This is a genomic window from Stenotrophomonas sp. YJH_SMC_8 (assembly GCF_059371315.1).
In genome coordinates this window covers 226,148-250,275 of the sequence record NZ_JCAFUL010000003.1, presented here as the reverse complement: position 1 = coordinate 250,275, position 24,128 = coordinate 226,148, and the positions used below count along the sequence as shown (strand labels likewise).

Sequence of the window (24,128 nt, the reverse complement as noted above, 5' to 3'; positions counted from 1 at the left end):
AAGGTTCCGCCCCCGAGGGCGGCTTCCCCACATTCTACATAGCCAATCCATGTCAGCTTCCCCCCTTGTCGATCGTTGGATCGTACTGAAGTTCGGCGGCACCTCGGTGTCGCGTCGTCATCGCTGGGACACGATCGGGAAGCTGGCGAAAAAACGTGCGGAAGAGACCGGCTCGCGCGTGCTGGTGGTGGTTTCGGCGCTGTCCGGGGTCACCAACGAACTGACCGCGATCGCCGATGGCGCGCCGGACAGCCGTGATCGCGTGGCCGCGCTGGTCGAGCGCCACGAGGGCTTCCTGGTTGAACTGGGCCTGGGCCGCGAGGTGCTGGCCGAACGTCTGGCGGCGCTGCAGGGCCTGTTGGATGACGCGCGCGCCGCGACCCGTCCGCTGGACTGGCAGGCCGAAGTGCTGGGCCAGGGCGAGCTGCTGTCCTCCACCCTGGGTGCGGCCTACCTGCGCGCGTCAGGCCTGGACATGGGCTGGATGGATGCCCGCCAGTGGCTGGATGCGATGCCGCCGCAGCCGAACCAGAGCGACTGGTCGCAGCGCCTGTCGGTGAACTGCCAGTGGCGCGCCGACGCAGAGTGGATGCAGGGCTTCCGCGCGCAGCCGACCCGCCTGCTGATCACCCAGGGCTTCATCTCGCGTCACGCCGATGGCGGCACCGCCATCCTCGGCCGCGGCGGCTCGGATACCTCGGCGGCGTACTTCGGCGCGCTGCTCGGCGCCAGCCGCGTGGAGATCTGGACCGACGTGCCGGGCATGTTCAGCGCCAACCCGAAGGATGTGCCGGACGCGCGCCTGCTGACCCGCCTGGACTATTACGAAGCACAGGAAATCGCCACGACCGGCGCCAAGGTGCTGCACCCGCGCTCGATCAAGCCGTGCCGCGATGCAGGCGTGCCGATGGCCATTCTCGATACCGAGCGCCCGGAACTGCCGGGTACCAGCATCGATGGCAGTGCCGCGCCGGTACCGGGGGTGAAGGCGATCAGCCGCCGCAACGGCATCGTGCTGGTGTCGATGGAAGGCATCGGCATGTGGCAGCAGGTCGGCTTCCTGGCCGATGTGTTCAACCTGTTCAAGAAGCACGGCCTGTCGGTGGACCTGATCGGTTCGGCCGAGACCAACGTCACCGTGTCGCTGGACCCGTCCGAGAACCTGGTCAACACCGATGTGCTGGCCGCGCTGTCGGCGGACCTGTCGCAGATCTGCAAAGTGAAGGTGATCGTGCCGTGCGCGGCCATCACCCTGGTCGGCCGTGGCATGCGCTCGCTGCTGCACAAGCTGTCGGACGTGTGGGCCACGTTTGGCCGCGAGCGCGTGCACATGATCTCGCAGTCGTCCAACGACCTGAACCTGACCTTCGTCATCGACGAAGCCGATGCTGACGGCCTGCTGCCGATCCTGCACGCCGAGCTGATCGACAGCGGTGCGATGCCGGTGGAAGAGACCGAGGTGTTCGGCCCGCGCTGGCGCGAGATCGCCGGCACGGTGCGCCCGCGTGGCACGCCGTGGTGGCGTGGCCAGCGCGCACACCTGCTGCAGCTGGCCGATGCCGGTACGCCGCGCTACGTCTATCACCTGCCGACCGTTCGCGCCCGCGCCCGCGCGCTGGCCGCGATCAAGCCGATCGACCAGCGCTACTACGCGATCAAGGCCAACAGCCACCCGGCCATCCTGCAGTTGTTGGAAGCCGAGGGCTTCGGCCTGGAGTGCGTGTCGCACGGCGAACTGAAGCACGTGTTCCAGCACCTGCCGGAACTGTCGCCCAAGCGCGTGCTGTTCACTCCCAGCTTCTGCCCGCGCAGCGAGTATGAAGCCGCATTCGCGATGGGCGTGACCGTCACCGTCGACAACGTGGAAGCGCTGCAGCGCTGGCCGGACCTGTTCCGCAACCGCGAACTGTGGCTGCGCGTCGACCTGGGCCGTGGCGAAGGCCACCATGCCAAGGTGCGTACCGGCGGCAAGGATTCCAAGTTCGGCCTGCCGATCGCCCGCGTCGACGAGTTCGTGCGCGCGGCCACCGATCTGGGCAGCCGCGTGGTCGGCCTGCACGCGCACCTTGGCAGCGGCGTGGAGACTGCCCAGCACTGGCGCCTGATGTGCGATGAGCTGGCCGGTTTCGCCCGCCGCATCGGCAGCGTGCAGACCATCGACATCGGCGGCGGCCTGCCGATTCCGTATTCCGCCGAGGACGAGCCATTCGACCTGGATGCGTGGGCCGAGGGCCTGGCCGAGGTCAAGGCGCTGCATCCGGCATTCCGCCTGGCGATCGAGCCAGGCCGCTACCTGGTGGCCGAATCGGGCGTGCTGCTGACCCACGCCACCCAGGTGGTGGAAAAGGACGGCGTGCGCCGCGTCGGCCTGGACGCTGGCATGAATGCACTGATGCGCCCGGCGCTGTACGACGCCTGGCACGACATCGAGAACCTCAGCCGCCAGGGCGGATACGCCGAAGCGGCATTCGATGTGGTCGGCCCGATCTGCGAATCCAGCGATGTGTTCGGCAAGCGGCGCAAGCTGCCGGTGTCGACCGCGCCGGACGATGTGATGCTGATCGCCGATGCCGGTGCCTATGGCTATTCGATGGCCAACACCTACAACCAGCGGTTGCTGCCGCGCGAAGACGTGATCGAGTGATCGCCACCCGCGCCCTGCACCCGCCCACCGACACGCCCCGCGCCCTTGCGCGGGTCCGTGCCTGACCGGATACACCATGACTGCTTTCGACAAACACCAGGTTTCCCGCTTCCGCTTCGTCCGCTGCGAATTCGCTGCGGAGACCGGCGTGGCCAAGCTGGTCTACGCCTTCGATGACGGCCCGGAGATGGTGGAAACCATCACCGTGCCCGGCGCCCCGTTCGTGCTGGACGAGGCGCGCACCGCCGCCGTGCAGCGCGCGCTGCAGCTGCTGCACCTGATTGCCGGTGTCAGCTACTACAAGGCCGGCGTGCCGGAGGCGGTCAGCATCGACAGCTACAGCATCGATGCCGATACCGCGGCGCTGGTGGAGACGGTCTACCTCAACGGCCTGGGCGAATTCGCCTACCGCAACGGCCTGAACCTGCGCGGGCGTTTCCGCCTGCCGGTGCAGGGCGAAGCGGTGCAGGCGCCGGTGCTGGGCCTGCAGGCGCATGCGCTGGTGGCCATCGGTGGCGGCAAGGATTCGCTGGTCAGCATCGAAGCACTGCGCCGTGCCGGCGTGGACGAAACGGTGACCTGGATCGGTGGTTCGCAGCTGATCCGCGCCTGTGCCGAGCGCACCGGCCTGCCGACGCTGAACCTGGGCCGCGCGTTGGCGCCGGAACTGTTCGAGCTCAATCGCCAGGGCGCGTGGAACGGGCATATCCCGGTCACTGCGGTGAACTCGGCGATCATGGTGCTGGCCGCGCTGCTGCAGGGCGTGGACCAGGTGGTGTTCTCCAACGAACGTTCGGCCAGCTACGGCAGCCAGATTCCCGGCACCGGTGAAGTGAACCACCAGTGGTCCAAGGGCTGGGCGTTCGAGCAGGCGTTCGGCAGCCATGTGCAGAAGCACGTCGCGGCGGACCTGCACTACTACTCGCTGCTGCGCCCGATGTCCGAGCTGGCGGTGGCCCGCCAGTTCGCCAAGACCGACTTCTACGACGCGCACTTCTCCAGCTGCAACCGCAACTTCCACATCCTCGGCGAGCGCCCGGTGAACCGCTGGTGTGGCGTCTGCCCGAAGTGCCATTTCGTGTTCCTGGCGCTGGCTCCGTTCATGCCCAAGACGCGCCTGGTGCGCATCTTCGGCCGCAACCTGCTGGACGATGCCGAACAGGCCGGTGGCTTCGATGCACTGCTGGAGTTCCAGGACCACAAGCCGTTCGAGTGCGTGGGCGAAGGCCGCGAATCGCGTGCGGCGATGGCGACCCTGGCGCAGCGCCCGGAATGGAAGGAAGACGTGCTGGTGAAGCGCTTCTGCAATGAGATCCAGCCGCAGCTGGATGCCGCCGAACTGGAACTGGCGCCGCTGCTGCAGCTGCAGGGCGAGCATCGTGTTCCGGCTGCGCTGTGGGAACGGGTGCGTGAAGATTTCGAAGCTTGAGGGAAAGCGCGTTGCGCTGTGGGGCTGGGGCCGCGAGGGGCGCGCCGCGTTTGCGGTACTACGCGCGCGCCTGCCGACGCTTGGCCTGAGCCTGTTCTGTCCTGCAGCTGAAGCCGAAGGCGCGCGTGCGGAAACGCAGGGCGCGCTGCGGGTGCTTGGCGAACCCTCGGCCGAAGCGCTGGCGGCGTTCGATGTGGTGATCAAATCGCCCGGCATCAGCCCCTACCAGCCGATCGCGCTGGCGGCGGCAGAGCAGGGCACCACGTTCATCGGCGGCACCGCGCTGTGGTTTGCCGAGCACGCCGGCGACGATGGCATCGTGCACGACACCGTGTGCGTGACCGGCACCAAGGGCAAGAGCACCACCACCGCGCTGGTCGCGCAGCTGCTGCGTGCCGCCGGTCATCGCACCGGCCTGGTTGGCAACATCGGCCTGCCGCTGCTGGAAGTGCTGGATCCGCAGCCGGCGCCGGAATACTGGGCGGTGGAACTGTCCAGCTACCAGACCGGCGAAGTGGCGCGCAGTGGCGCCCACCCGCAGGTGGCGGTGGTGCTGAACCTGTTCCCGGAACACCTGGACTGGCACGGCAGCGAACAGCGTTACATCCAAGACAAGCTGCGGCTGGTGACCGAAGCGGCGCCGCGCATCGCCGTGCTCAATGCCGCCGATCCGCACTTGGCCGCGCTGTCGTTGCCCGACAGTGAAGTGGTCTGGTTCAACCAGCCGCAGGGCTGGCACATGCGCGGTGACATCGTGCATCGCGCCGAACAGGTGGTGTTCGATACCCGCAACACGCCGCTGCCGGGCCGCCACAACCGCGGCAACCTGTGCGCGGTGCTGGCTGCACTGGAAGCACTGGGCTTGGATGCAGTGACATTGGCACCGGCGGTGCAGGACTTCCGTCCGTTGCCGAACCGCCTGCAGCGCATCGGCGTGGCCGATGGCCTGACCTACGTTAACGATTCGATCAGCACCACGCCGCACGCCAGCCTGGCCGCGCTGGAATGCTTCGCCGGCCAGCGCATCGCGCTGCTGGTGGGCGGGCACGATCGTGGGCTGGACTGGACCGATTTCATGCAGCACATGGCGCACGATGTGCCGCCGGTGGAGATCGTAACGATGGGCAGCAACGGCCCGCGCATCCACGCCATGCTGCAGCCGCTGGCCGACGCCGGTCGCTTCGGCCTGCACGCCGCCGCTGATCTGCCCGAGGCGATGGCGCTTGCACGCGCGGCGCTGGGTACGCAGGGTGGCGTGATGCTGCTGTCGCCGGGGGCGCCGAGCTTTGGTTCCTACCGCGATTACGTGGCCCGTGGCCGCCATTTCGCCGAACTGGCCGGGTTCGATCCGGACAGCATCAGCGCTATCCCTGGCTTGGGCATCGCCTGAGGGGTAGTGCCGGCCGCTGGCCGGCAACCTACCGGAAACGCATCCACGCATGGCGTGGATCTACTGCAGGGCCGAGCTTGCGCTCCTCGTTGTTTGTAGAGCCGAGCCCATGCTCGGCTGGATTTCAGTCGTCCTGATCGATGAACGCATAATCGCCATCCATCAGCTGCTGCAGATACGCATCGAAGCTCGGCGCGATCACCGCGTAGCTGTCCGGATCGTGCAAGTAGCGCACTACCTGGCCGACTGTGCCGCCCGGTGCCGGATCGAAATCCAGGTACAGCATCGAGGTGCCGCCGTTGTTCATGCAGTGCGAGAAGCACAGGCGGCGGTTCATCGGTAGATCGGCATCGATGCCATCGCCGAGGATCTCCGGCTCGTCATCCAGCCATTCCTCGTAGATGGAACGGATGCTGTCGTCCCACTGCTCCTGGTCCTCGAAGATCTGCGCCACCGAGCGCAGGTAGTACGGATAGCCGCCATCCTCCACGTCCGAACCCAGCATCAGCACACAGACCTCGCCATCGGGGTACTCGCGGAAGTGCGTGCCATCCACGCGCGACAGCAGTTCCACCAGGCTGTCCGGCACCAGCGGCCACTGCGCACGCAGGCGCTGCAGGTCTTCGGCGCTGGCGCCCTGCACACGGGCCCACTGCGGGGCATCGTCAGCAGGCAGGCGTGGGATCAGGCCAGACAGAAAGGGATCAACAGGATTCATGCGAAAAAGGGGACGGAGGGGATCAAGTCGTATCCAACCACACCTGCGTCACGCCGCCAATGCAGAATGCGACGCGGGAGGGGCGAATACGACTTGATCCCCTCCGTCCCCTTTTTCTGGAGCATGCGCATGAATCGGTGGCGATGCGGTGTGGCGATGGTGCTGGGGCTGGCGGCGATGCCGGCGTGGGCGGCGATGAAGACGCAGCCGGTGGAGTGGAAACACCAGGGCACGACCTTCAGCGGCGTGCTGGTCTATGACGACGGCGAGCATGACAAGCGCCCGGGCCTGGTGATGGTGCCGAACTGGAAGGGCGTGAACGAATCGGCCATCGAGAAGGCCAAACAGCTGGCCGGCGACGATTACGTGGTGCTGGTGGCCGATGTGTATGGCAAGGGCGTGCGACCGAAGACCGATGCCGAAGCCGGGCCAGTGGCGACCAAGCTGCGCAACGACCGGCCGTTGCTGCGTGCCCGCGCGCTGGAGGCGGTGAACGTGCTCAAGGCGCAGGCCGGAAGGGTGCCGCTGGATGCCAGCCGGATCGGCGCGGTTGGTTTCTGTTTCGGCGGCACCACGGTGCTGGAGCTCGCCCGGGCCGGCGCGCCGTTGGCCGGTGTGGTCAGCCTGCACGGTGGGCTGGGTTCGCCGCTGCCGGCGCAGGCCGGTGGCACGCACCCGTCGGTGCTGGTGCTCAACGGGGCCGACGACAAGAGCGTGACCGCCGAGGACATCGCCGGTTTCCAGAAGGAAATGAACGCGGCCAGGGTCGATTGGGAATTCACCAACTACAGCGGCGCGGTCCACTGCTTTGCCGAGCGCGATGCGAACAGCCCACCGGGCTGCCAGTACAACGAGCGTGCGGCGAAGCGCGCCTGGAAGGCGCTGGATGAGTTCTTCGAGGAGCGTTTCCGGTAAACAAAGGCGTGCCGACCAAGGTTGGCACCCACCGATGTTCCAGTGCCGACCAAGGTCGGCACCCACCCACAGCGGCGGTAGTGCCGGCCGCTGGCCGGCACACTTCAACCCATCAATGCGAGCGCTGCACCGCGTAACGGGCCAGACCACGCAGGGCGGCCACGGCGTCGTTGTCAGCCAGGCCATCGAGCGCGCGCTCGGCGGCCTCAGCGTATTCCTCTGCACGCGCCCGGCTGTACTCCAGGCCGCCGGTGGCGCGGATCGCGGCCAGCACTTCCGGCATCGCCGAGGCATCGCCGTCCTGCACGATGGTGCGCAGGCGCTCACGGGTGGCGTCGTCGGAGTGCGCCATCGCGTGGATCAGCGGCAGCGTCGCCTTGCCTTCGGCCAGATCATCACCCAGGTTCTTGCCCAGCTCGTCGGCGTTGGCCGAGTAGTCCAGCACGTCATCGGCGATCTGGAACGCGTAGCCCAGGTGCATGCCGTAGTCGAACAGGGCCTGCTGGGTCGCCTCGTCCACGCCGCTGGCCAGCGCGCCCAGGCGGGTACCGGCGGCGAACAGCACCGCGGTCTTGCGCTCGATCACGCGCAGGTACGCGGCTTCGTCGGTATCGGGGTTGTGCACGTGCAGCAGCTGCAGCACCTCACCCTCGGCGATGCGGTTGGTGGCATCGGCCAGGATCTGCATCACCGACATGCGCTCCAGCTCGACCATCAGCTGGAAGCTGCGCGAGTACAGGAAGTCGCCGACCAGCACGCTCGGCGCGTTGCCCCACAGCGCGTTGGCGGTGCTGCGGCCACGCCGCAGGCTGGATTCGTCCACCACGTCGTCGTGCAGCAGGGTGGAGGTGTGGATGAACTCGATGATCGCGGCCAGCTGGTGGTGGTCCGCGCCGACATTGCCGACCGCACGGCCGGCCAGCATCACCAGCATCGGGCGCAGGCGCTTGCCGCCGGCGGAAATGATGTGATCGGCGATCTGGTTGATCAGCACGACGTCCGAGGACAGCCGGCGCCGGATCAGGGCGTCGACGGCGGCCATGTCGGCCGCGGCAAGCGACTGGATCTGGGGCAGGCCCAGGGCGGGACGGGTGTCTTCGGTGATGGTCATGCGATCAGGCTTTCAGGCTCACCACTGATTATAGGCGCTGGCCGTGAATTCGGGCGCAAACCGGGCTGGCCGGCGTCTGCGGCCCGGCCAAGGCTGCCGCCTGCGTGAATACGTATGCAGGTTGCGCCATGCCCGGGAGGCCGCCGCTAAGCTTGCCGGAACAGGATTTCGGCCCGCTTCCGGCGGGCCCTGCATGCCCGGAGGGGGGCTGTCGATGTCGCACTATCCATGGTGGCGCGGAGCCGTCATCTACCAGATCTACCCGCGCAGCTACCTCGATGCCAACGGCGATGGCGTGGGCGACCTGCCGGGCATCATCGAGCGGCTGGACCACATTGCCGCGCTGGGCGTGGACGCGATCTGGATCTCGCCGTTCTTCAAGTCGCCGATGGCCGACTTCGGCTACGACATCGCCGACTACCGCGACGTCGACCCGCTGTTCGGCAGCCTGGACGACTTCGACCGCCTGCTGGCCAAGGCGCACGGCCTGGGCCTGAAGGTGATGATCGACCAGGTGCTGAGCCATACCTCGATCGAGCATGCCTGGTTCCGCGAGAGCCGCCAGGACCGCCACAATGCGAAGGCGGACTGGTACGTCTGGGCCGACCCGCGCGAGGACGGCACCCCGCCCAACAACTGGCTGTCGCTGTTCGGTGGCGGCGCCTGGCAGTGGGAGCCGCGCCGCGAGCAGTACTACCTGCACAACTTCCTGGTCGACCAGCCGGACCTGAATTTCCACCACCCGGACGTGCAGCAGGCCACCCTGGACAACGTGCGGTTCTGGCTGGACCGCGGCGTGGATGGCTTCCGCCTGGATGCGATCAACTTCTGCTTCCACGACGCGCAGCTGCGCGACAACCCGCCCAAGCCGGCGGACAAGCGCGTGGGCCGCGGCTTCAGTCCAGACAACCCGTACGCGTACCAGTACCACTATTACAACAACACCCAGCCGGAGAACCTGCCGTTCCTGGAGCAGCTGCGCGCGCTGCTGGACGAGTACCCGGGCGCGGTCAGCCTCGGCGAGATTTCCTCGGAGGACTCGCTGGCCACCACCGCCGAGTACACCCAGGACGGCCGCCTGCACATGGGCTACAGCTTCGAGCTGCTGGTGGACGACTACAGCGCGGCCTACATCCGCGACACGGTCTCCCGCCTGGAAGCGGCGATGACCGAAGGCTGGCCATGCTGGGCGGTTTCGAATCACGACGTGGAGCGGGCGGTCAGCCGCTGGGGCGGCCATCCAGCCGATCCGCGGCTGGCGCGGATGCTGGTGGCGCTGCTGTGCTCGCTGCGCGGCTCGGTGTGCCTGTACCAGGGCGAGGAGCTGGGCCTGGCCGAGGCCGAGGTGCCGTTCGAGGCGCTGCAGGACCCCTACGGCATCACCTTCTGGCCGAACTTCAAGGGCCGCGACGGCTGCCGTACCCCGCTGCCGTGGACCGACGCTCCGCTGGCTGGCTTCACCTCCGGCAAGCCCTGGCTGCCGATCCCGGCCGAGCACCGGGCGGCGGCGGTGGCCGTGCAGGAGCGCGACCCGCACTCGGTCCTGGCGGCGTTCCGGGCGTTCCTGGCCTGGCGGCATGGCCAGCCGGCGCTATTGCATGGCAGCATCCGATTCATCGAAAGCGCCGAGCCAGTGCTGCTGTTCGAGCGTATGCTTGCAGATGAAACCCTCCTGCTGGCCTTCAACCTGTCGGCCGAGGCGGTGAGCCATCCGCTGCCGCCGGGCAACTGGCAGCAGGTGGCGGTGCCGGGCCCGGATGCGGGCACGGTGCAGGGCAATGAACTCCAGCTGCCGCCGCGCGCGGTGTATTGCGCCCGACGCAGCTGACCGTTTTCTCCGGTGGCGGTACTTGCGGGGACGGGGCCGAAGCGCCCCGTCCCTTTTTTGTGGGTGCGGTTGGTGAAAGGCATCCACGCATGGCGTGGATCTACCGATGGGGGCGTTGCTCGGTAGATCCACGCCATGCGTGGATGGGCTTTGCAGACCCTCGCCGGCATTCGCGCAAAGGAAAACCCGCTGCCTGCGCAGCGGGTTTCCGGTGATCCGGGGCGCCGGGCAGGGCCCGGCGCGACCTCAGAACTTGTAGTTCACGCCCAGCATGTAGGTGCGGCCCCACTCGATGTACTCCAGCGGGCGGTCCTTGCTGCCGGCGTAGGTGCGGTACGGTTCGTTGGTCAGGTTGCTGCCCTGCAGCAGCAGGGTCAGGCCACGCAGGGCGCTGCTGTCGCTGAAGGTGTAGCTGACCTGCGCATCGGTCACGTTCTCGCCCACCACGTAGCGCAGGCTGCGGTTGCCGTTGAAGTTGCCGATTTCACCGATGAAGTCCGAACGACGGCGCTGGCTCACGCGTGCCTCGAAGCCGCTGCGCTCGTAATACGCGGTGAAGTTGTACACGCGCTTGGACAGGCCCGGCAGGCTGATCGGATCGGTGCCCACGCTGGACGCGCTTTCCGGATCCAGGATGGTGATGTCGCTCTTGTTGAAGGTGGCGCTGGCCTGCACGCCGAAGCCGCGCAGGCTGTCGGTCAGCATGTCCAGCGGGAACGACGCGGTCAGTTCCAGGCCCTTCAGCGTACCGCCCTTGCCGTTCTGCGGCGCGGAGAAGGTGCCGGTGGTCAGCACCGGCGAGGTCATGCCCGGCGGCGGCACGTAGCTGCCCAGCAGCGCGGTGAAGTCGTAGTTGTCGACCGACTGGGTGTAGACGTAGCTCTTCAGGTCCTTGTAGAAGATCGCGGCGGCCACGTAGGCCTTTTCACCGAAGTACTTCTCGTAGGACAGGTCGAGTGCGGTGGCGCGCCACGGGTCCAGCAGCGGGTTGCCGCCGCTGCCGCCGGGGCGGCCGGTGCCGGTGTCCACGCCGAATTCCAGGCCGGCGCGCATCTGGTCCACGCGCGGGCGTGCGACCTGCTTGGCGGCCGCGAAGCGCAGCGTCTGCTGGTGCGGGAACATGAAGGCCAGGTTCAAGCTCGGCAGCCAGTCGTTGTACTTGCGGCCTGCGGAGTAGGGCTGGATGTTGCTGCCGGCCGGCTGCGAGCTGTCCCAGTAGCGCGAATCCGAGCTCTGGTCGGTGTGCTGCATCTGCACGCCGATGTTGCCGCGCACGCCGACCACGCCGATGTCGGTGTTGATGTTCAGGCGCGCCCAGGCGGTGGTGATCTTTTCCTGCACCGTCCACGACTTGGGAATCAGGTAGTCCAGGTTGTCGACCGGGTTGAAGGTCATGTAGCGACCGACCGCGGCCGGCACGTTCCAGGCCGGGATGGTGCCGAGGCCGGCGAAGCTCAGGTCCACCGGACGGTACTGCAGGTCCGAGGCGATGTTGGCATCGCCCTGGGCACCGAGCAGGATGTTGCCTTCGGACTGCGTCTTCACTTTGCGGCGGTCGGCGTAGTTCACGCCGATGTCCAGGTCCGGTGCCCACGAAGCGATGGCCTCGGGCAGCGCAATCGTCGCGGCCAACTTGCCGCCCTTCAGGCGGTCTTCCACCTGCGGCACCTTGCCGTAGCCAGAGCCATAGATGGTGTTGGTCAGGAACAGCGCGTCGGGATTGGAGTAGTTCAGGCCCGGGCTGATCTGCGAGAAGCCGTTCTGGCGGATCGACACACCGACCGTATCCAGCTGCGGCATCGGCGTCAGCTGCAGGTTGTTTTCCAGGTTCAGCTCATCGCGGGTGGCCTTGGAATAGTTCAGGTCGGCGACCAGCTTGAAGCCACTGAAGTTGAACTCGTTGTTCCAGCCGAACGCGTCGATCTTGTCCTTGCGCTTGTTGTACATGCCGCGTACCAGCGGGTATACGCCGCTGGCGGTGCCACCGGTGAACGAACCATTGGCGTTGACCTGCGGATTGCTGACCAGCAGGCCGGGCGTGTAATTGCCGTTGTAGTTGCTCAGGTTGAGCTCGAACTGGTTGGCGGTGTCGATCTGCTCGGCTTCGGTGTGGAACGCGTCGAAGGTGCTGGTCCAGCTGTTGTTCGGCCGGAACTGGATCGTGGCCATCACGCCGTCGCGCTTGTTGTTGCCGGTGCGGCGCAGCGCCTTGATGCCATCGGAGAAGTAGGTGCCGGCGGCAACGCCCGGGCGGTTGCCCTTGTCGGTGTGCTCGGTGGTCCACGGTTCATACAGGCCAACCTGGTTTTCCTGGATCGGCATGTCGCTGTGCGCGTAGCCGATGGCGATGCCCAGGGTCTTGTCCAGGAACTGGTCGATGTAGCTGGCGCTGAAGCGGTTGCCGTACGGATCGACATTGGCGGCGCGGCCGAGCGAGCTCTTCTGGTAGCGGCCGCTGACCGCGATCACGCGTTCGCCGAAGCTGAGCGGGCGTGCGGTCTGCATGTCGATGGTGCCCGACAGGCCCTGGCCGACCAGCGCCGCATCCGGAGTCTTGTACACGGTCACGCCGTTGACCAGCTCGGACGGGTACTGGTCGAACTCGACGCCGCGGTTGTCACCGGTGCTGACCACTTCGCGGCCATTGAGCAGGGTGGTGGCGAAGTCCGGCGACAGGCCGCGCACGCTGATCACCTGCGCACGGCCGGCCACGCGCTGCGCGGCCAGGCCGGGCAGGCGCGAGATCGACTCGGCGATGCTGACGTCGGGCAGCTTGCCGATGTCTTCGGCGGAGATCGCCTCGACCACCGAGGTGGCGTCCTGCTTGACTGCGATCGCGCTCTCGATGCCGCGGCGGATGCCGGTGACCTGCACCGTATCCAGGTTGGTGGCGGCGGTGCCGGCCGGCGTGGTGGTGCTCTGCGTGGACTGTGCGGACGCCAGCGTCGGCGCCAGCACAACGGCCAGCGCGAGACTCAGCGCACTGCGCTTGTGGTTCAACATTTTCCCCTCCCAGGCAATGTTGCAGATCGATTCGTGAGCGTCCCGGCGGGGCCGAGGACGTGCGACGCGGTGGCCGCTGTCGTCGCCGCTATGGTAGGCAGCGCATTCTTCGCGGGAATCACCCTGCATACGTATTCAATGGTGTTTGCAGGGGTGTAATCGCTTTCAGGTCCCCGCCACGGTAGCGCCGGGCCATGCCCGGCGAACGTCATGCGGGGGCGTTCATCAATCCAATGGCGTGAAGCGAACGGCCTGTCCACCACCCGGCGCCAGCACCAGCGTCATGGCATCGGCGCTGGTCACCTCGCGGGTTTCGCGGGCGAACGCGAACGGATTGCTGCGGAAATCGGCGCCGTCACCATCGCGGTAGATCTCTGCGCGATAGCGCACGCCCGGTTCCAGGAAGCCCAGTGACACCGGAAGCACGCGTCCGTGTTCATCGGTGATGCTGCCGAGGAACCAGTCGCGGCTGTTGCGGTCGCGGCGCACGATGGTCACGTAGTCGCCCACTTCGCCATCGAGCACGCGGCTCTGTTCCCAGTCCACCGCCACGTCCTCGATGAAACGGAACGCCTCGCGGTGCTGCAGGTAATGCTCGGGCAGGTCGGCGGCCATCTGGATGGGGCTGTACAGCACCACGTACAGCGCAAGCTGGCGGGCCAGCGTGCTGGGGATGGCCTGGCCGTGACGGCCCTTCAGGCTGAGGATGCCGGGGGTGTAATCCATCGGCCCGGCCAGCATGCGGGTGAACACCAGGTTGACCTCGTGCTCGGGCGGGTTCGGCGGCTGGCCCCAGGCGTTGTACTCCATGCCGCGCGCGCCTTCGCGCGAGATCCAGTTGGGGTAGGTGCGGCGCAGGCCGGTGTCCTTGATCGGCTCATGCGGGTTCACCGACAGGTGCCGGCGCGCCGCCTCCTGCACCACCTTCAGGTGATGGCGGGCCATGAACTGCCCGTCGTGCCACTCGCGCCAGAGCGGGCCGCCAGCCGGATTGCGGCGGTCGACCTGGCCGTCATCGCAGACGTAGCCGGTCTTGAACTGGTCCACGCCCAGCCGTGCGTACAGGTCCAGCGCAGCGCCCAGCTGATCCTCGTAGTGCTCGATGGCGCAGCCGGTTTCGTGGTGGCCGATCAGGTGCACGCCCTTCTTCAAGCCATACGCCGACAGCGCCTCGATATCGAAATCGGGCGTGGCGCGGGTGAAATCGAAGTCGTAGCCGTTGCCCACCCACATGCCGTCCCAGCCCGGATTCCAGCCTTCCACCAGCACGCCGCGGAAGCCGTGTGCGGCGGCGAAGTCGATCACCTTCTTCGTCTTGGCGGTGGTGGCCGCATGCTTCGGGCCGGTGGCCCAGCTCTCGTTGTCCAGGTGCATCGACCACCACACGCCCAGGTATTTGGCTGGCTTCACCCAGCTCACGTCGCCCAGCGCGTTGGGCTCGTTGAGGTTGAGGATCAGGTCCGATTCGACCAGCCCACCTGCGCGGTCAGCAATCTGCAGCGTGCGCCACGGTGTGGCGAAGGGCAGGGCGCGGCGCACCTTCCAACCTTCGGCCGAGGGCGAGAGCTGCGCGCGCAGGCGCTGGCCCTCGGTGCGGCGCAGCCACATGCCGGCGTAGTCCACCAGCGCGGCCTCATGGATCGCCACGTGCAGGCCATCACGGCTGCGCAGGGTCATCGGCGTATGCACCAGCGGCACTTCGCGCAGCGGGGTGCGCTGGTACAGGTATTCGTAGTGGATCGGTTCGCCGGCAGGAATCCACCAGGCGGTTGATTCCGGCGCAATGGCGAACTCGGTCAGCTCGTCGTCGATGATCGCCTCGCGCAGGTTGGGCTGCTCGGGGAACACGTAGCGGAAGCCGAGGCCGTCGTCATAGACGCGGAACACCACATCCAGGCGGCGCCTGCTGCCAGTGGTCTCAGCCAGCTGCACTATCAGCTCGTTGAAGTGGTTGCGGGTGACCCGGCGTTCGCCCCAGGGCTGTTCCCAGCTTTCATCGACGCTGCGCTGCTGCTGGCCGATCACCGCGAAATCACGATCCAGCCGGCCGTCGCGCAGGGCGAAGCCCAGCTTCGAATCCTCCACCACGGTCTCGCCGAAACGCTCGACGCGATAGCGCGCCGTGCCGCCGTCCAGCACCAGGCTGGCCCTGAGCACTTTGCCCGGCGATTCGACGCTGACAACCTGCGGCGCAGCCTGCGACAGCGCCGCCATTCCCAGCAATGCGAGGCCGAACACATGCGCGAGCGCACTGCGTACAGCAGTGGGTGACATCGGCATTTCCCCTCCCAAGGCGCCGTTGGCAGACCCGGACCATAAGCCAGCGCAGCCGGCGCGCTACCGCGCAGCGCCATGAATACGTATGCAGCTGGGCGCAGTCGACAGCCCCGCGTCTACCATGGGGCCAAGGCCCCTTGAGGGAGGGGCCGCGCCCGCCCGCCGGCAACGACGGTACGGACCTACAACGCGTGCAGAGAGGGAGGGAGGCCGACGGGCGCAAGCCGGTCCGCCGCTTCGATGCTGAAGATCATTTGCCTGACCGCTGCCCTCGGGGCAGCGCTGGGATCGACCGCGCAGGCGGCCGACCTGCAATTCGACGGCCGCCACGCGCGCGCCGAAGCCGCTGCCAACGGCAGCTTCGTGCTGCATGCGCCGAAGGGGGCAGTCCAGATCGCAGCCGCACCGATGCGCAGCCGCACCGGCAGCGTGATGTTCGATGCACTGTTCGCGCTTGCCCAGCAGGAGATGGACCAGGACCGCGTGGACGCGATCCGTGATCCTGCCTTCGACGAAGGCCGGCCGGTGCCGTGCGAGTGTTTCCAGACCGGCGCACGCTGGCCCTATGTCTGGACCCGTGATGTCAGCTTCGCCGCCGATCTTGCGCTGGCGCGGCTGGACCCGCAGCGCACCCGGAAGTCACTGCAGTTCAAGTTGTCGGCGGCGCGCGACGGGCACACGCCCGGCCTGTTCGTGGCGCAGGACACCGGTTCCGGCGGCAGCTGGCCGATCAGCAGCGACCGCGTGGTGTGGTTCCTGGCCGCGCGCCACCTGCTGGATGATCCGGCGTTCGCCGATCAGGTCTGGCAGGCGCTGCAGGGTACGCTGGCACAGGACCGTGCGATGGTGTTCGACGCGCAGATGGGCCTGTACCGCGGCGAGACCTCGTTCCTGGACTGGCGCGAGCAGACCTATCCGGACTGGACCCGCGAGGATGTGCGTTTCATCGGCGATTCCTATGCGTTGTCCACCAACGTGCTGCACTACCAGGCGCTGCGCCTGGCCGAGCAGCTGGCCGCCCAACGCGGTGACGCCCGTGCGGCCGAATACAGGGCCCGGGCCGATGCGCTGGCGCAGCAGATCGATGCACGCTTCTGGCGCGAGGACATCGGCCTGTACATGAGCTACATCGGTGAAGCCGCGCACCCGGTGCCGTATGCCAAGGTGGATCTGCTCGGCCTGTCGCTGGGCATCCTGGCCGACGTGCTGCCGCCCGAGCGTGCGCGCCGTGCGCTGGCGGCGTACCCGATCGGGCCGGCTGGCAGCCCGGTGGTCTGGCCGCAGGAAGCGCAGCAGCCGATCTACCACAACCGTGCGATCTGGCCATTCGTCAGCGCCTACTCGCTGCGTGCAGCGCGGCAGCTGGATGATGCGCCGCGCATCGCCGCCGAGATCCGTTCGATGATGCAGGGTGCCGCGCTGGCCGGCTCCAACATGGAGAACTACGAGCTGGTCACCCAGGCTGTGCATGTCGATGAAGGCGCGCTCAGCGGCCCGGTGGTCAATTCCGAACGGCAGCTGTGGTCGGTGGCGGGGTACCTGTCGATGGTGGTCGAAGGTGTATTCGGCGTGCAGGACGATGGCCGTGTGCAACCCAAGCTGCCGGCGGTGCTGGTGCCGGAGCTGTTCGGCACGCAGCGCAGCATCACGCTGCAAGCCAACGACAAGCGCTATGTGCTGGAGCGCCCGCAGACCGTGGGCGACGGCCTGCTGGTGGCGGGCAGGACCACCACGCGCGGCACCACCACGACCGTGCAGCTGATCGCCGCACCGGCAGCGACCGGTTTTGCGACCACGACGGCGGATGCCAACGCGCGTGCACCGGCCACACCGGTGGCGCCGCAGGCCCTGCGCAAGGGCGCGGGCTGGGACGTTCAGGTCGCCGCGCATCACGTGCTGTGGCAGGACGGCCAGGCAGTCACCGCCAGCAACGGCGTGGCGCGCATCAGCGACGATGGCCTGCAGCACTGCCTCAGCCTGACGCGCCGCGAAGGCGGGCTGGAATCGCTGCACGGCCCGACGGTCTGTGTCGGGCCGGAGCAGCGGCTGAAAGGAGAGCAGCGCTGGCAGTTCACCTCGGCCAAGGCTGGACACGTACGGCTGCGGTTGCAGTACGCCAATCCAAACGGGCCGATCAATACCGGCGTCACCGCTGCGGTGAAGCAGCTGGTACTGCAGTGCGCGGGCCAGCCAGTGCAACGACACACGGTTGCGATGCCGCATAGCGTGGCCGTGCAGGACTCCACGGCGGCGACGTTCGCGGTGCCCAAGGGCCGCTGTACGGTAGCGCTTGAGGAGGGCTTCAACATGAGCGCGCTTGAACACTTCGCGCACTACACCGGCGGCAAGGGTGGGCGCGACGGCGTGCTCAACCAGGCGTGGGTGCAGGCGTTGAAGGTGGCGCAGGTTGCCTTGGACGAGGACGCACGATGAATCGTCCCGCCAAACCGCAGCTGTCGTTCTGGCAGATCTGGAACATGTGTTTCGGCTTCCTCGGCATCCAGTTTGGTTTCGCCCTGCAGAACGCCAATGCCAGCCGCATCTTCGAGACGCTGGGCGCGGACATCGAAGCGGTGCCCGGCCTGTGGATCGCCGCACCGCTCACCGGCCTGCTGGTGCAGCCGGTGATCGGTTACCTGTCCGACCGCACCTGGACGCGCTGGGGACGCCGTCGCCCGTTCTTCATGATCGGTGCGGTGCTGACCACGCTGGCCCTGCTGGTGATGCCGAACTCGCCGACGTTGTGGATCGCCGCCGGCACGTTGTGGGTGCTGGATGCCTCGATCAACGTATCGATGGAGCCGTTCCGCGCTTTCGTCGGCGACCAGCTGGCACCGCGGCAGCGCCCCACCGGCTATGCCATGCAGAGCTTCTTCATCGGCGTGGGCGCGATCGTCGCCAGCTTCCTGCCGTTCATCCTCGCCCACTTCGGCGTGGCAAATACGGCGGCTGCCGGTGAAGTGCCGGACACCGTGCGCTATGCGTTCTACTTCGGCGCGGTGGTGCTGCTGGCGGCGATTACCTGGACCGTGGTGAGCACACGCGAGTACTCGCCGGCACAGCTGGCCGCATTCGACGATGCCGAGCCACCTTCGCACCATACCGCGCGCGTGGTCAGCGGACCGGCACCGTGGACGCAGGTGGCGCTGTGGCTGGGGCTGGGTGTGCTGCTGGCCCTGCTGATCGCCTGGCGCCAGGGTGACAGGATGCTGTACGTGCTGGCGGGGTTGTGTGCAGGCTATGGCGTGCTGCTGGCCGTGGCCCGCGTGTTGCCTGCCACGCATATGCTGGCCGCCATCGTCGGCGATCTGCGGGCGATGCCGGTGACCATGCGGCGGCTGGCCTGGGTACAGTTCTTCTCGTGGTTCGCGCTGTTCGCAATGTGGATCTACACCACCGCGGCGGTGGCCGGTGTCCATTTCGGTTCGGCCGATCCAAAGACGGCGGCCTACAACGAGGGCGCCAACTGGGTGGGCGTGCTGTTCGGCGCATACAACGGCTTCGCTGCGCTGGCCGCGGTGCTGATTCCACCGATGGTGCGTGCCATCGGCCTGCGCTGGAGCCACCTGGTCAACCTGTGGCTGGGCGGAGCGGGGCTGGTCTCGCTGATGTTCATCCGGGATCCGCACTGGCTGCTGCTGTCGATGGTCGGCGTTGGTTTCGCCTGGGCGTCGATCCTGTCGCTGCCGTATGCACTGCTGTCCGACAGCGTGCCAGCGTCGAAGATGGGCGTGTACATGGGCATCTTCAATTTCTTCATCGTGATCCCGCAGCTGGTCGCGGCCAGCGCGCTCGGCTTTGCCCTGCGCGCGTGGCTGGGGGGCCAGCCGATGCATGTGCTGGTACTGGGCGGCTGCAGCCTGTTCGTCGCCGGCCTGTGCGTGCTGCGGGTTCCGTCCCGTCCGGAGGTGGTGTGATGCGTGCTGCGTTGGCTGTTGCTGTTTCCCTTGCCCTGTTCGCCGGCCAGGCCGTGGCCACACCGCGCCCGGACTACGTTGGTACCACCGAGCCGTTCGCCAGCGATGCGGTGTACTTCGTGGTCACCGACCGCTTCGTCAACGGCGATCCGTCCAACGATCACCGCGACCAGGGCGGCAAGCACCGCACCTTCGATATCCCGGTGCCGTGCCCGGACAAAGTGGACGGCAACATCGGCTACCTCGGCGGTGACTTCCGCGGCGTGCTCGACAATGCGCAGTACATCCGCAACCTCGGCTTCGGCGCGGTGTGGATCACGCCGATCGTGGACAACCCGGACGAAGCCTTCACCGGCAGCAAGCCGATCAGCTGCACCAGCACGCTGACCGATCGCGGCAAGACTGGGTACCACGGCTACTGGGGCATCAACTTCTACAAACTCGATGAGCACCTGCCCAGCAAGGATCTGGACTTCGCTGGCCTGACCAAGGGCCTGCACGGCGCCGGCCTGAAGGTGGTGCTGGACATCGTTGGCAACCACGGCTCGCCGGCCTGGACCATGCCCACGCGGCAGCCGCAGTTCGGCCAGATCTTCGACAAGGATGGAAAGCTGATTGCCGACCACCAGAACCTGCCGCCGCAGAAGCTGGATCCGAAGCACAACCCGCTGCACGCGTTCTACAACAATATCGGTCCGGTCGACAGCAAGGACGGATCGATCTTCGACGGCAACCTGGCCGAGCTGTCCGACTTCAACCAGGACAATCCGGCGGTGATGGACTACCTGGTTGGCGCCTACCTGCAGTGGACCGCGCAGGGCGTGGATGCGCTGCGCATCGACACCATAGGCTGGCTGCCGCACCCTTGGTGGCACGAGTTCGTCAGGCGCATCCGCGCGCAGCATCCGGGCATGTTCATGTTCGGCGAAGCGTTCGACTACGATGCCGCGCGCATCGCCGAGCACACCTGGCCGGCCAATGCGAACGTGAGCGTGCTCGACTTCCCGTTGCGCGGTGCTCTGGAGCAGACCTTCGGCACCGCCGGAAAGGGCTTTGAGACGCTGGCCGAGCCGCTGCACCTGAGCGGTGGTCCGTACGCCAACCCGTATGAGCTGATGAGCTTCTACGACAACCATGACATGCCGCGCCTGCAGGCCAGCGACAGCGGCTTCATCGATGCGCACAACTGGCTGTTCACCGCACGGGGTATTCCGGTGGTCTATTACGGCTCGGAAACCGGCTTCATGCGCGGCCGCGCCGAGCATGCCGGCAACCGTGCCTACTTCGGCCAACCGCGCGTGGACGCTGCGCCACAGAGCCCGATCTTCACGCCGCTGCAGCGCATCGCCAAACTGCGTGAAGCGACCCCGGCACTGCAGCGTGGCCTGCAGGTGAACGAGCGGCTGCAGGGCGACGAGGCGGTGTTCTTCCGCGTGCTGCAGCACGGTGACGTGACGCAGACGGCGCTGGTGTTGTTGAACAAGGGCGATGCGGCGCGCACCTTCGAGGTGGGGCATTACCTGCAGGCAGGCACGTGGCGTAATGCGCTGGACGGTGGTTCGCTGATCGTGGACGGCACCCTGAAGGCAGAAGTGCCCGCGCATGGGGTGAAGGTCTACGTGCTGGATGCGCCAGTTCAGCAGCCGGCATTGCAGGCCGAACTGGACAAGGCGATGGCCGACCAGCGGGCGCGGGACCAGCGGCTTGGGCGCTGAAGGAGCCGCCAGGCATGGCCCGGCGCTACCGCTCTGGTGGGTGCCAACCTCCGCTCTGGTAGGTGCCAACCTTGGTTGGCACTCCCGCTCTGGTAGGTGCCAACCTTGGTTGGCACGCTCTTCGAGCAGTCGAGCAAGCTCGACCCTACAATAGGCACCCCTCACGCCCCGCCGTACCGCCATGACCGACCTCGCCCCGCAGACCCCGATCGAAACCCTGCTGAAGGCGGCCATGGACGGGGCAGTGCCGATCCGCGCCTTCATGGAGGCCTTCGTCGCCTCCGAGGTGGTGCTGCTGACCGGTAGCCTGGTCACCCCCGACGGCAGCGGCTTCGACCCGCTGCTGTTCGACAAGCAGGGCACCCTGCACGTGGCCGTGTTCACCGACCCTGCGCGTGTGGGCATCTACAGCCAGCAGGTCCCCCACCAGATCCGCTGGCTGATGCTGGACGTGCTGCGCCGCGTACCGGGCGGGTACGGTGTCGTGATCAACCCCGGCACGTCGCTGGGCTTCGAGATCTCGCCCAGCGGCATCGGCGAAATCCTGAAAGACTTCGCCCAGGGCTGATTGTCCTGTAGAGCCGAGCCCATGCTCGGCTGCCGTTCGCACAATGCCAGATCAGTCGAGCACGGCTCGACGCTACAGAAGGCTTTCCTTCGAGCGTCGTACGTGATCCCCTTGGATGACATCAGGATCGAGGCTCAGCTATGGAATTCAGGGTATTACCCAGCGGCGCGCCGGAACGGCAACAGCTGGCGCAGTGGTACCACGCGCAATGGGGCCGGGATGCGGGCCTGTCGCTGGAGCAGGAACTGCAGCGGCTCAGCCCGCCGCAGGACGCCGAAGGCTTCCCGCACCTGATCGCCGCATTCGAAGATGGGCAGATGGCCGGCGCAGTCCAGCTCAAGCGCCGCGAGATGCAGGCGTTCCCGCAGTACGAGCACTGGCTGGGCAGCGTATTCGTGGCCGACAGTCATCGTGGGCGTGGACTGGCCAGCGCTCTGGTCGAGCAGGCGGCCGCGCAGGCGATGAGGATGGGGGTTTCCGATCTCTACCTGCAGACCGAGTCCCTGGACGGTGGTCTGTATGCGCGGCTGGGCTGGGAGCCACTGCAGGAAGCCGACAACCACAGCTATCGCGTGCTGGTGATGGTGCGTTCACTGTAAGAGAAGTGCCTTGGTGCTCCGTCCAGTCAGTGAACTGAATGCGCCCGTTGTAATGAGCACGGGAGCGCAGGCTCACCGCTGGCGGAACGGAGGTAGCCTCAGGGTTTGGAGACATCGGATATCGAATGCTCAATCGGCAGCCAGGTTGCCCGCCACCAGGACAGCGTTGTGTCGCACATCGTCACGCTCGATGTATCGCAGGAGGTCCTGTGCGAGAACGCGTTGGCTGATTGCTGCCAAACGCGCATTCTCCGCATCCGTTTTGCCCTGAGAACTGGCAGAGAGCAAAAGCATGTTGACGATGTGGGATGAGACCCTGGACTGTAGTTCAGTATGAGATCTTGCTTCGCCATCCTCGTCGAACAGCAGATGGACGGACATCGCGAGATCATCGCTGTACTGGCGCTTCAGGCTGGGGAGTCCATGGGTGATGTGAAATGCCCCCAGAAGTGAGAACGCGACGGCGACCAAGGAATGCGTTCCCAGTTGCAACCATATCTTCATGACGGATCTCCTAGCGGGGGCGGATCCATTCGCAGCGATCCAGTTTTCCGTTTACCGATCCGCATCGGTAATAGCCGCCACTGAAGTTGTAGCGGATCTCGTGAGGCCAATCCCCCTTGTCGATATCAATATCAATCTGTCCCCCATTCTTAATGGTGTCTGATTCAGGTAGTGCCTGGCCGAAAACATCTTTGGCCGTGCCCTTGATCAGTCGAGCCGCTCCTCTCGCCATTGGATTGATCTGCCAGCAAGCGGTGTCGCCGTTGTCCATCAGAAGGCAGCCGCCAACGCCTCTCCCGAAGAAGTACTCGAGTGACCGGAAGAGTGAGCCAAGGAGATTTCCATTGATCTGCCCGTGTTGCCAGGCCGGATTATTTGCCGTGTGCGCGATTCGGATCGCATCATCCACTGCTGGAATGAATTGGTTTGCGACATGCAGGCTAGAGAAGTAGCCGCTGTCATTTGCGGGTTTTATGAACACCCATTCTTTCGACATGCGGACAATCGCTTCAAGCTGAAGTCGTTCGGTGTCTGCCAAACCCTGTGAACTGCTGTCGAAGTCACCTTGCCCATACCGGGTCAGCACCGGTTGGCTCGGTAGGCGCCAGCTTGGAACGTTGATGTCAGCAGCGACTGCCAAATCGCCTTGGGGAGAGGCTTGGGGGAAGCGCTTGGGAACCTCGCCAGGAGGAATGTAGTTGACGGTGACATAAAGCGCTTGGGCGGTGTTGGGGTTGACCACGAGGTAGACCTCCCAGCCACGACGGAACCCATGAGCCATCTCGCCAGCGGATTCGTATTGCCAGGATTGAGTGCAATTGCCACAGGTGACTACCTGGACCGCGTTCGCATCAAACGGGGAAAGCGCGGAACCTGCCAGAATCAAGGTGGCTGCAGAGATCATTTTCACAAAGTGACTCCTTGGACGAGTGGGTGTACCTGCTGCGGGTACACCTCCCTGATCCACGGCGTTCCCACTGATTCACCTTGCGCTTCGTGGCGATTGCCGCGTATCGGTATCCGCCGTGCAGTTCGTCAGAGATCCGAGGATCTTGATGTCAGGCATCCAATCTGGCTCCGATGGGGCCAACTGCTGCATCCAAGGTCAGTCGGCGCTATTCTGGAAGCGGACTCCATGCTTCTGGTGGTTGATAACGTGACCATGGCCACACCACGCCATTCGCGCTCCGCCCTGATCTTCCTGATCTCGGCGATCGTTGCCGCGCTGGTGGCCATACCGCTGCTGCGCGCGGTGGGCATGGTGCTGTGGCCGATGTTCGTCATTGCCTGGCTGATCAACCTGGGCGCGGCCTGGCATCTTGCGCAGTGGGCACGCCAGCAGGGCCGCTCGGCGTGGGCATTCGGGGTGCCGGCGGCGCTGGGCACCGTCGCCTCGATCGTGGTCTTCGTGCTGCTGGCGTTGCTGGGGCCGAAGTCCCTGGTGCGCTGAACCTTCGCGGCTATCGTGGACAATGTGCCGAGCATGGCTCGGCACTACAGTAAGCCAAGC

At 66.4% G+C, this 24,128-nt stretch carries 17 protein-coding genes; 11 read left to right on the top strand and 6 right to left on the bottom strand.

The genetic code is table 11. From position 1 onward, the window contains the following. The first annotated feature begins 49 nt into the window (after window positions 1-49). The 3 genes from AC5P88_RS04935 (at window position 50) to murD (ending at window position 5,463) form a co-directional block, all read left to right on the top strand. On the top strand, window positions 50-2,644 hold the full coding sequence (locus AC5P88_RS04935) for a bifunctional aspartate kinase/diaminopimelate decarboxylase (protein ID WP_106549268.1): 2,595 nt from the start codon (window positions 50-52) through the stop codon (window positions 2,642-2,644). Window positions 2,645-2,720: 76 nt separating this feature from the next. Continuing rightward, complete coding sequence (gene murL / locus AC5P88_RS04930; protein WP_495224477.1) at window positions 2,721-4,073, top strand: UDP-N-acetyl-alpha-D-muramoyl-L-alanyl-L-glutamate epimerase; 1,353 nt, start codon at window positions 2,721-2,723, stop codon at window positions 4,071-4,073. Further along, window positions 4,054-5,463 (top strand): UDP-N-acetylmuramoyl-L-alanine--D-glutamate ligase, encoded by a 1,410-nt coding sequence (gene murD / locus AC5P88_RS04925; RefSeq protein WP_495224476.1) that lies wholly within the window; start codon window positions 4,054-4,056, stop codon window positions 5,461-5,463. The genes murL and murD overlap by 20 nt, the downstream gene beginning before the upstream one ends. 124 nt (window positions 5,464-5,587) lie before the next feature. Here the strand turns inward: murD and AC5P88_RS04920 are convergent, their stop codons facing one another. Further along, a complete protein-coding gene (locus AC5P88_RS04920; RefSeq protein ID WP_495224475.1) occupies window positions 5,588-6,181 on the bottom strand; it encodes an SMI1/KNR4 family protein in 594 nt (197 codons plus the stop codon). Window positions 6,182-6,310: 129 nt separating this feature from the next. Between AC5P88_RS04920 and AC5P88_RS04915 the strand changes: the two genes are divergently transcribed. Beyond that, window positions 6,311-7,096: a dienelactone hydrolase family protein gene (locus AC5P88_RS04915; protein WP_495224474.1), complete on the top strand. Its 786-nt coding sequence runs from the start codon at window positions 6,311-6,313 to the stop codon at window positions 7,094-7,096. A 112-nt stretch (window positions 7,097-7,208) separates the two neighbouring features. Here the strand turns inward: AC5P88_RS04915 and AC5P88_RS04910 are convergent, their stop codons facing one another. Beyond that, a complete protein-coding gene (locus tag AC5P88_RS04910; protein ID WP_106549274.1) occupies window positions 7,209-8,207 on the bottom strand; it encodes a polyprenyl synthetase family protein in 999 nt (332 codons plus the stop codon). A gap of 214 nt (window positions 8,208-8,421) precedes the next feature. On the opposite strand from AC5P88_RS04910, the gene AC5P88_RS04905 reads away from it, so the two are divergent. Then, window positions 8,422-10,035 carry an alpha-glucosidase family protein gene (locus AC5P88_RS04905; protein ID WP_106549275.1) on the top strand — a complete coding sequence of 538 codons (1,614 nt, stop codon included), beginning with the start codon at window positions 8,422-8,424 and terminating at the stop codon, window positions 10,033-10,035. Window positions 10,036-10,281: 246 nt separating this feature from the next. Here AC5P88_RS04905 and AC5P88_RS04900 read toward each other — a convergent pair whose 3' ends face one another. Beyond that, a complete protein-coding gene (locus tag AC5P88_RS04900) occupies window positions 10,282-13,038 on the bottom strand; it encodes a TonB-dependent receptor (protein ID WP_495224473.1) in 2,757 nt (918 codons plus the stop codon). 225 nt (window positions 13,039-13,263) lie between these two features. Then, window positions 13,264-15,318: a glycoside hydrolase family 97 protein gene (locus AC5P88_RS04895; RefSeq protein WP_495224472.1), complete on the bottom strand. Its 2,055-nt coding sequence runs from the start codon at window positions 15,316-15,318 to the stop codon at window positions 13,264-13,266. Between the two features lie 237 nt (window positions 15,319-15,555). On the opposite strand from AC5P88_RS04895, the gene AC5P88_RS04890 reads away from it, so the two are divergent. The 5 genes from AC5P88_RS04890 to AC5P88_RS04870 all read left to right on the top strand — a co-directional run bounded on the left by AC5P88_RS04890 (window position 15,556) and on the right by AC5P88_RS04870 (window position 22,114). After that, entirely contained in the window at window positions 15,556-17,748 is a 2,193-nt protein-coding gene (locus tag AC5P88_RS04890) for an MGH1-like glycoside hydrolase domain-containing protein (protein ID WP_495224471.1), read from the top strand. Beyond that, entirely contained in the window at window positions 17,745-19,232 is a 1,488-nt protein-coding gene (locus tag AC5P88_RS04885; RefSeq protein ID WP_495224469.1) for an MFS transporter, read from the top strand. The genes AC5P88_RS04890 and AC5P88_RS04885 overlap by 4 nt, the downstream gene beginning before the upstream one ends. Continuing rightward, window positions 19,232-20,947, top strand: a complete 1,716-nt coding sequence (locus tag AC5P88_RS04880; RefSeq protein ID WP_495224468.1) for an alpha-amylase family glycosyl hydrolase — start codon at window positions 19,232-19,234, stop codon at window positions 20,945-20,947. Before AC5P88_RS04885 ends, AC5P88_RS04880 begins: the two co-directional genes overlap by 1 nt. A 181-nt stretch (window positions 20,948-21,128) precedes the next feature. Further along, complete coding sequence (locus AC5P88_RS04875; RefSeq protein ID WP_106549280.1) at window positions 21,129-21,515, top strand: SseB family protein; 387 nt, start codon at window positions 21,129-21,131, stop codon at window positions 21,513-21,515. A 140-nt stretch (window positions 21,516-21,655) separates the two neighbouring features. Next, window positions 21,656-22,114 (top strand): GNAT family N-acetyltransferase, encoded by a 459-nt coding sequence (locus tag AC5P88_RS04870; RefSeq protein WP_495224467.1) that lies wholly within the window; start codon window positions 21,656-21,658, stop codon window positions 22,112-22,114. 129 nt (window positions 22,115-22,243) lie between these two features. Here AC5P88_RS04870 and AC5P88_RS04865 read toward each other — a convergent pair whose 3' ends face one another. Further along, a complete protein-coding gene (locus AC5P88_RS04865) occupies window positions 22,244-22,618 on the bottom strand; it encodes a hypothetical protein (RefSeq protein WP_495224466.1) in 375 nt (124 codons plus the stop codon). A 10-nt stretch (window positions 22,619-22,628) separates the two neighbouring features. Further along, window positions 22,629-23,528 (bottom strand): hypothetical protein, encoded by a 900-nt coding sequence (locus AC5P88_RS04860; protein ID WP_495224465.1) that lies wholly within the window; start codon window positions 23,526-23,528, stop codon window positions 22,629-22,631. Between the two features lie 225 nt (window positions 23,529-23,753). Between AC5P88_RS04860 and AC5P88_RS04855 the strand changes: the two genes are divergently transcribed. Next, window positions 23,754-24,068, top strand: a complete 315-nt coding sequence (locus AC5P88_RS04855) for a hypothetical protein (protein WP_495224463.1) — start codon at window positions 23,754-23,756, stop codon at window positions 24,066-24,068. Window positions 24,069-24,128 lie beyond the last annotated feature (60 nt).

What these genes read in the sequence shown, in the direction of transcription:
- AC5P88_RS04920 (WP_495224475.1), bottom strand. Translation starts at nt 6,181, where the DNA reads ATGAATCCTGTTGATCCCTTTCTGTCTGGCCTGATCCCACGCCTGCCT.
- AC5P88_RS04865 (WP_495224466.1), bottom strand. Translation starts at nt 22,618, where the DNA reads ATGAAGATATGGTTGCAACTGGGAACGCATTCCTTGGTCGCCGTCGCG.
- AC5P88_RS04935 (WP_106549268.1), top strand. Translation starts at nt 50, where the DNA reads ATGTCAGCTTCCCCCCTTGTCGATCGTTGGATCGTACTGAAGTTCGGC.
- AC5P88_RS04910 (WP_106549274.1), bottom strand. Translation starts at nt 8,207, where the DNA reads ATGACCATCACCGAAGACACCCGTCCCGCCCTGGGCCTGCCCCAGATC.
- AC5P88_RS04915 (WP_495224474.1), top strand. Translation starts at nt 6,311, where the DNA reads ATGAATCGGTGGCGATGCGGTGTGGCGATGGTGCTGGGGCTGGCGGCG.
- AC5P88_RS04900 (WP_495224473.1), bottom strand. Translation starts at nt 13,038, where the DNA reads ATGTTGAACCACAAGCGCAGTGCGCTGAGTCTCGCGCTGGCCGTTGTG.
- AC5P88_RS04885 (WP_495224469.1), top strand. Translation starts at nt 17,745, where the DNA reads ATGAATCGTCCCGCCAAACCGCAGCTGTCGTTCTGGCAGATCTGGAAC.
- AC5P88_RS04905 (WP_106549275.1), top strand. Translation starts at nt 8,422, where the DNA reads ATGTCGCACTATCCATGGTGGCGCGGAGCCGTCATCTACCAGATCTAC.
- murL (WP_495224477.1), top strand. Translation starts at nt 2,721, where the DNA reads ATGACTGCTTTCGACAAACACCAGGTTTCCCGCTTCCGCTTCGTCCGC.
- AC5P88_RS04870 (WP_495224467.1), top strand. Translation starts at nt 21,656, where the DNA reads ATGGAATTCAGGGTATTACCCAGCGGCGCGCCGGAACGGCAACAGCTG.
- AC5P88_RS04895 (WP_495224472.1), bottom strand. Translation starts at nt 15,318, where the DNA reads ATGCCGATGTCACCCACTGCTGTACGCAGTGCGCTCGCGCATGTGTTC.
- AC5P88_RS04875 (WP_106549280.1), top strand. Translation starts at nt 21,129, where the DNA reads ATGACCGACCTCGCCCCGCAGACCCCGATCGAAACCCTGCTGAAGGCG.
- AC5P88_RS04880 (WP_495224468.1), top strand. Translation starts at nt 19,232, where the DNA reads ATGCGTGCTGCGTTGGCTGTTGCTGTTTCCCTTGCCCTGTTCGCCGGC.
- AC5P88_RS04890 (WP_495224471.1), top strand. Translation starts at nt 15,556, where the DNA reads ATGCTGAAGATCATTTGCCTGACCGCTGCCCTCGGGGCAGCGCTGGGA.
- AC5P88_RS04855 (WP_495224463.1), top strand. Translation starts at nt 23,754, where the DNA reads ATGCTTCTGGTGGTTGATAACGTGACCATGGCCACACCACGCCATTCG.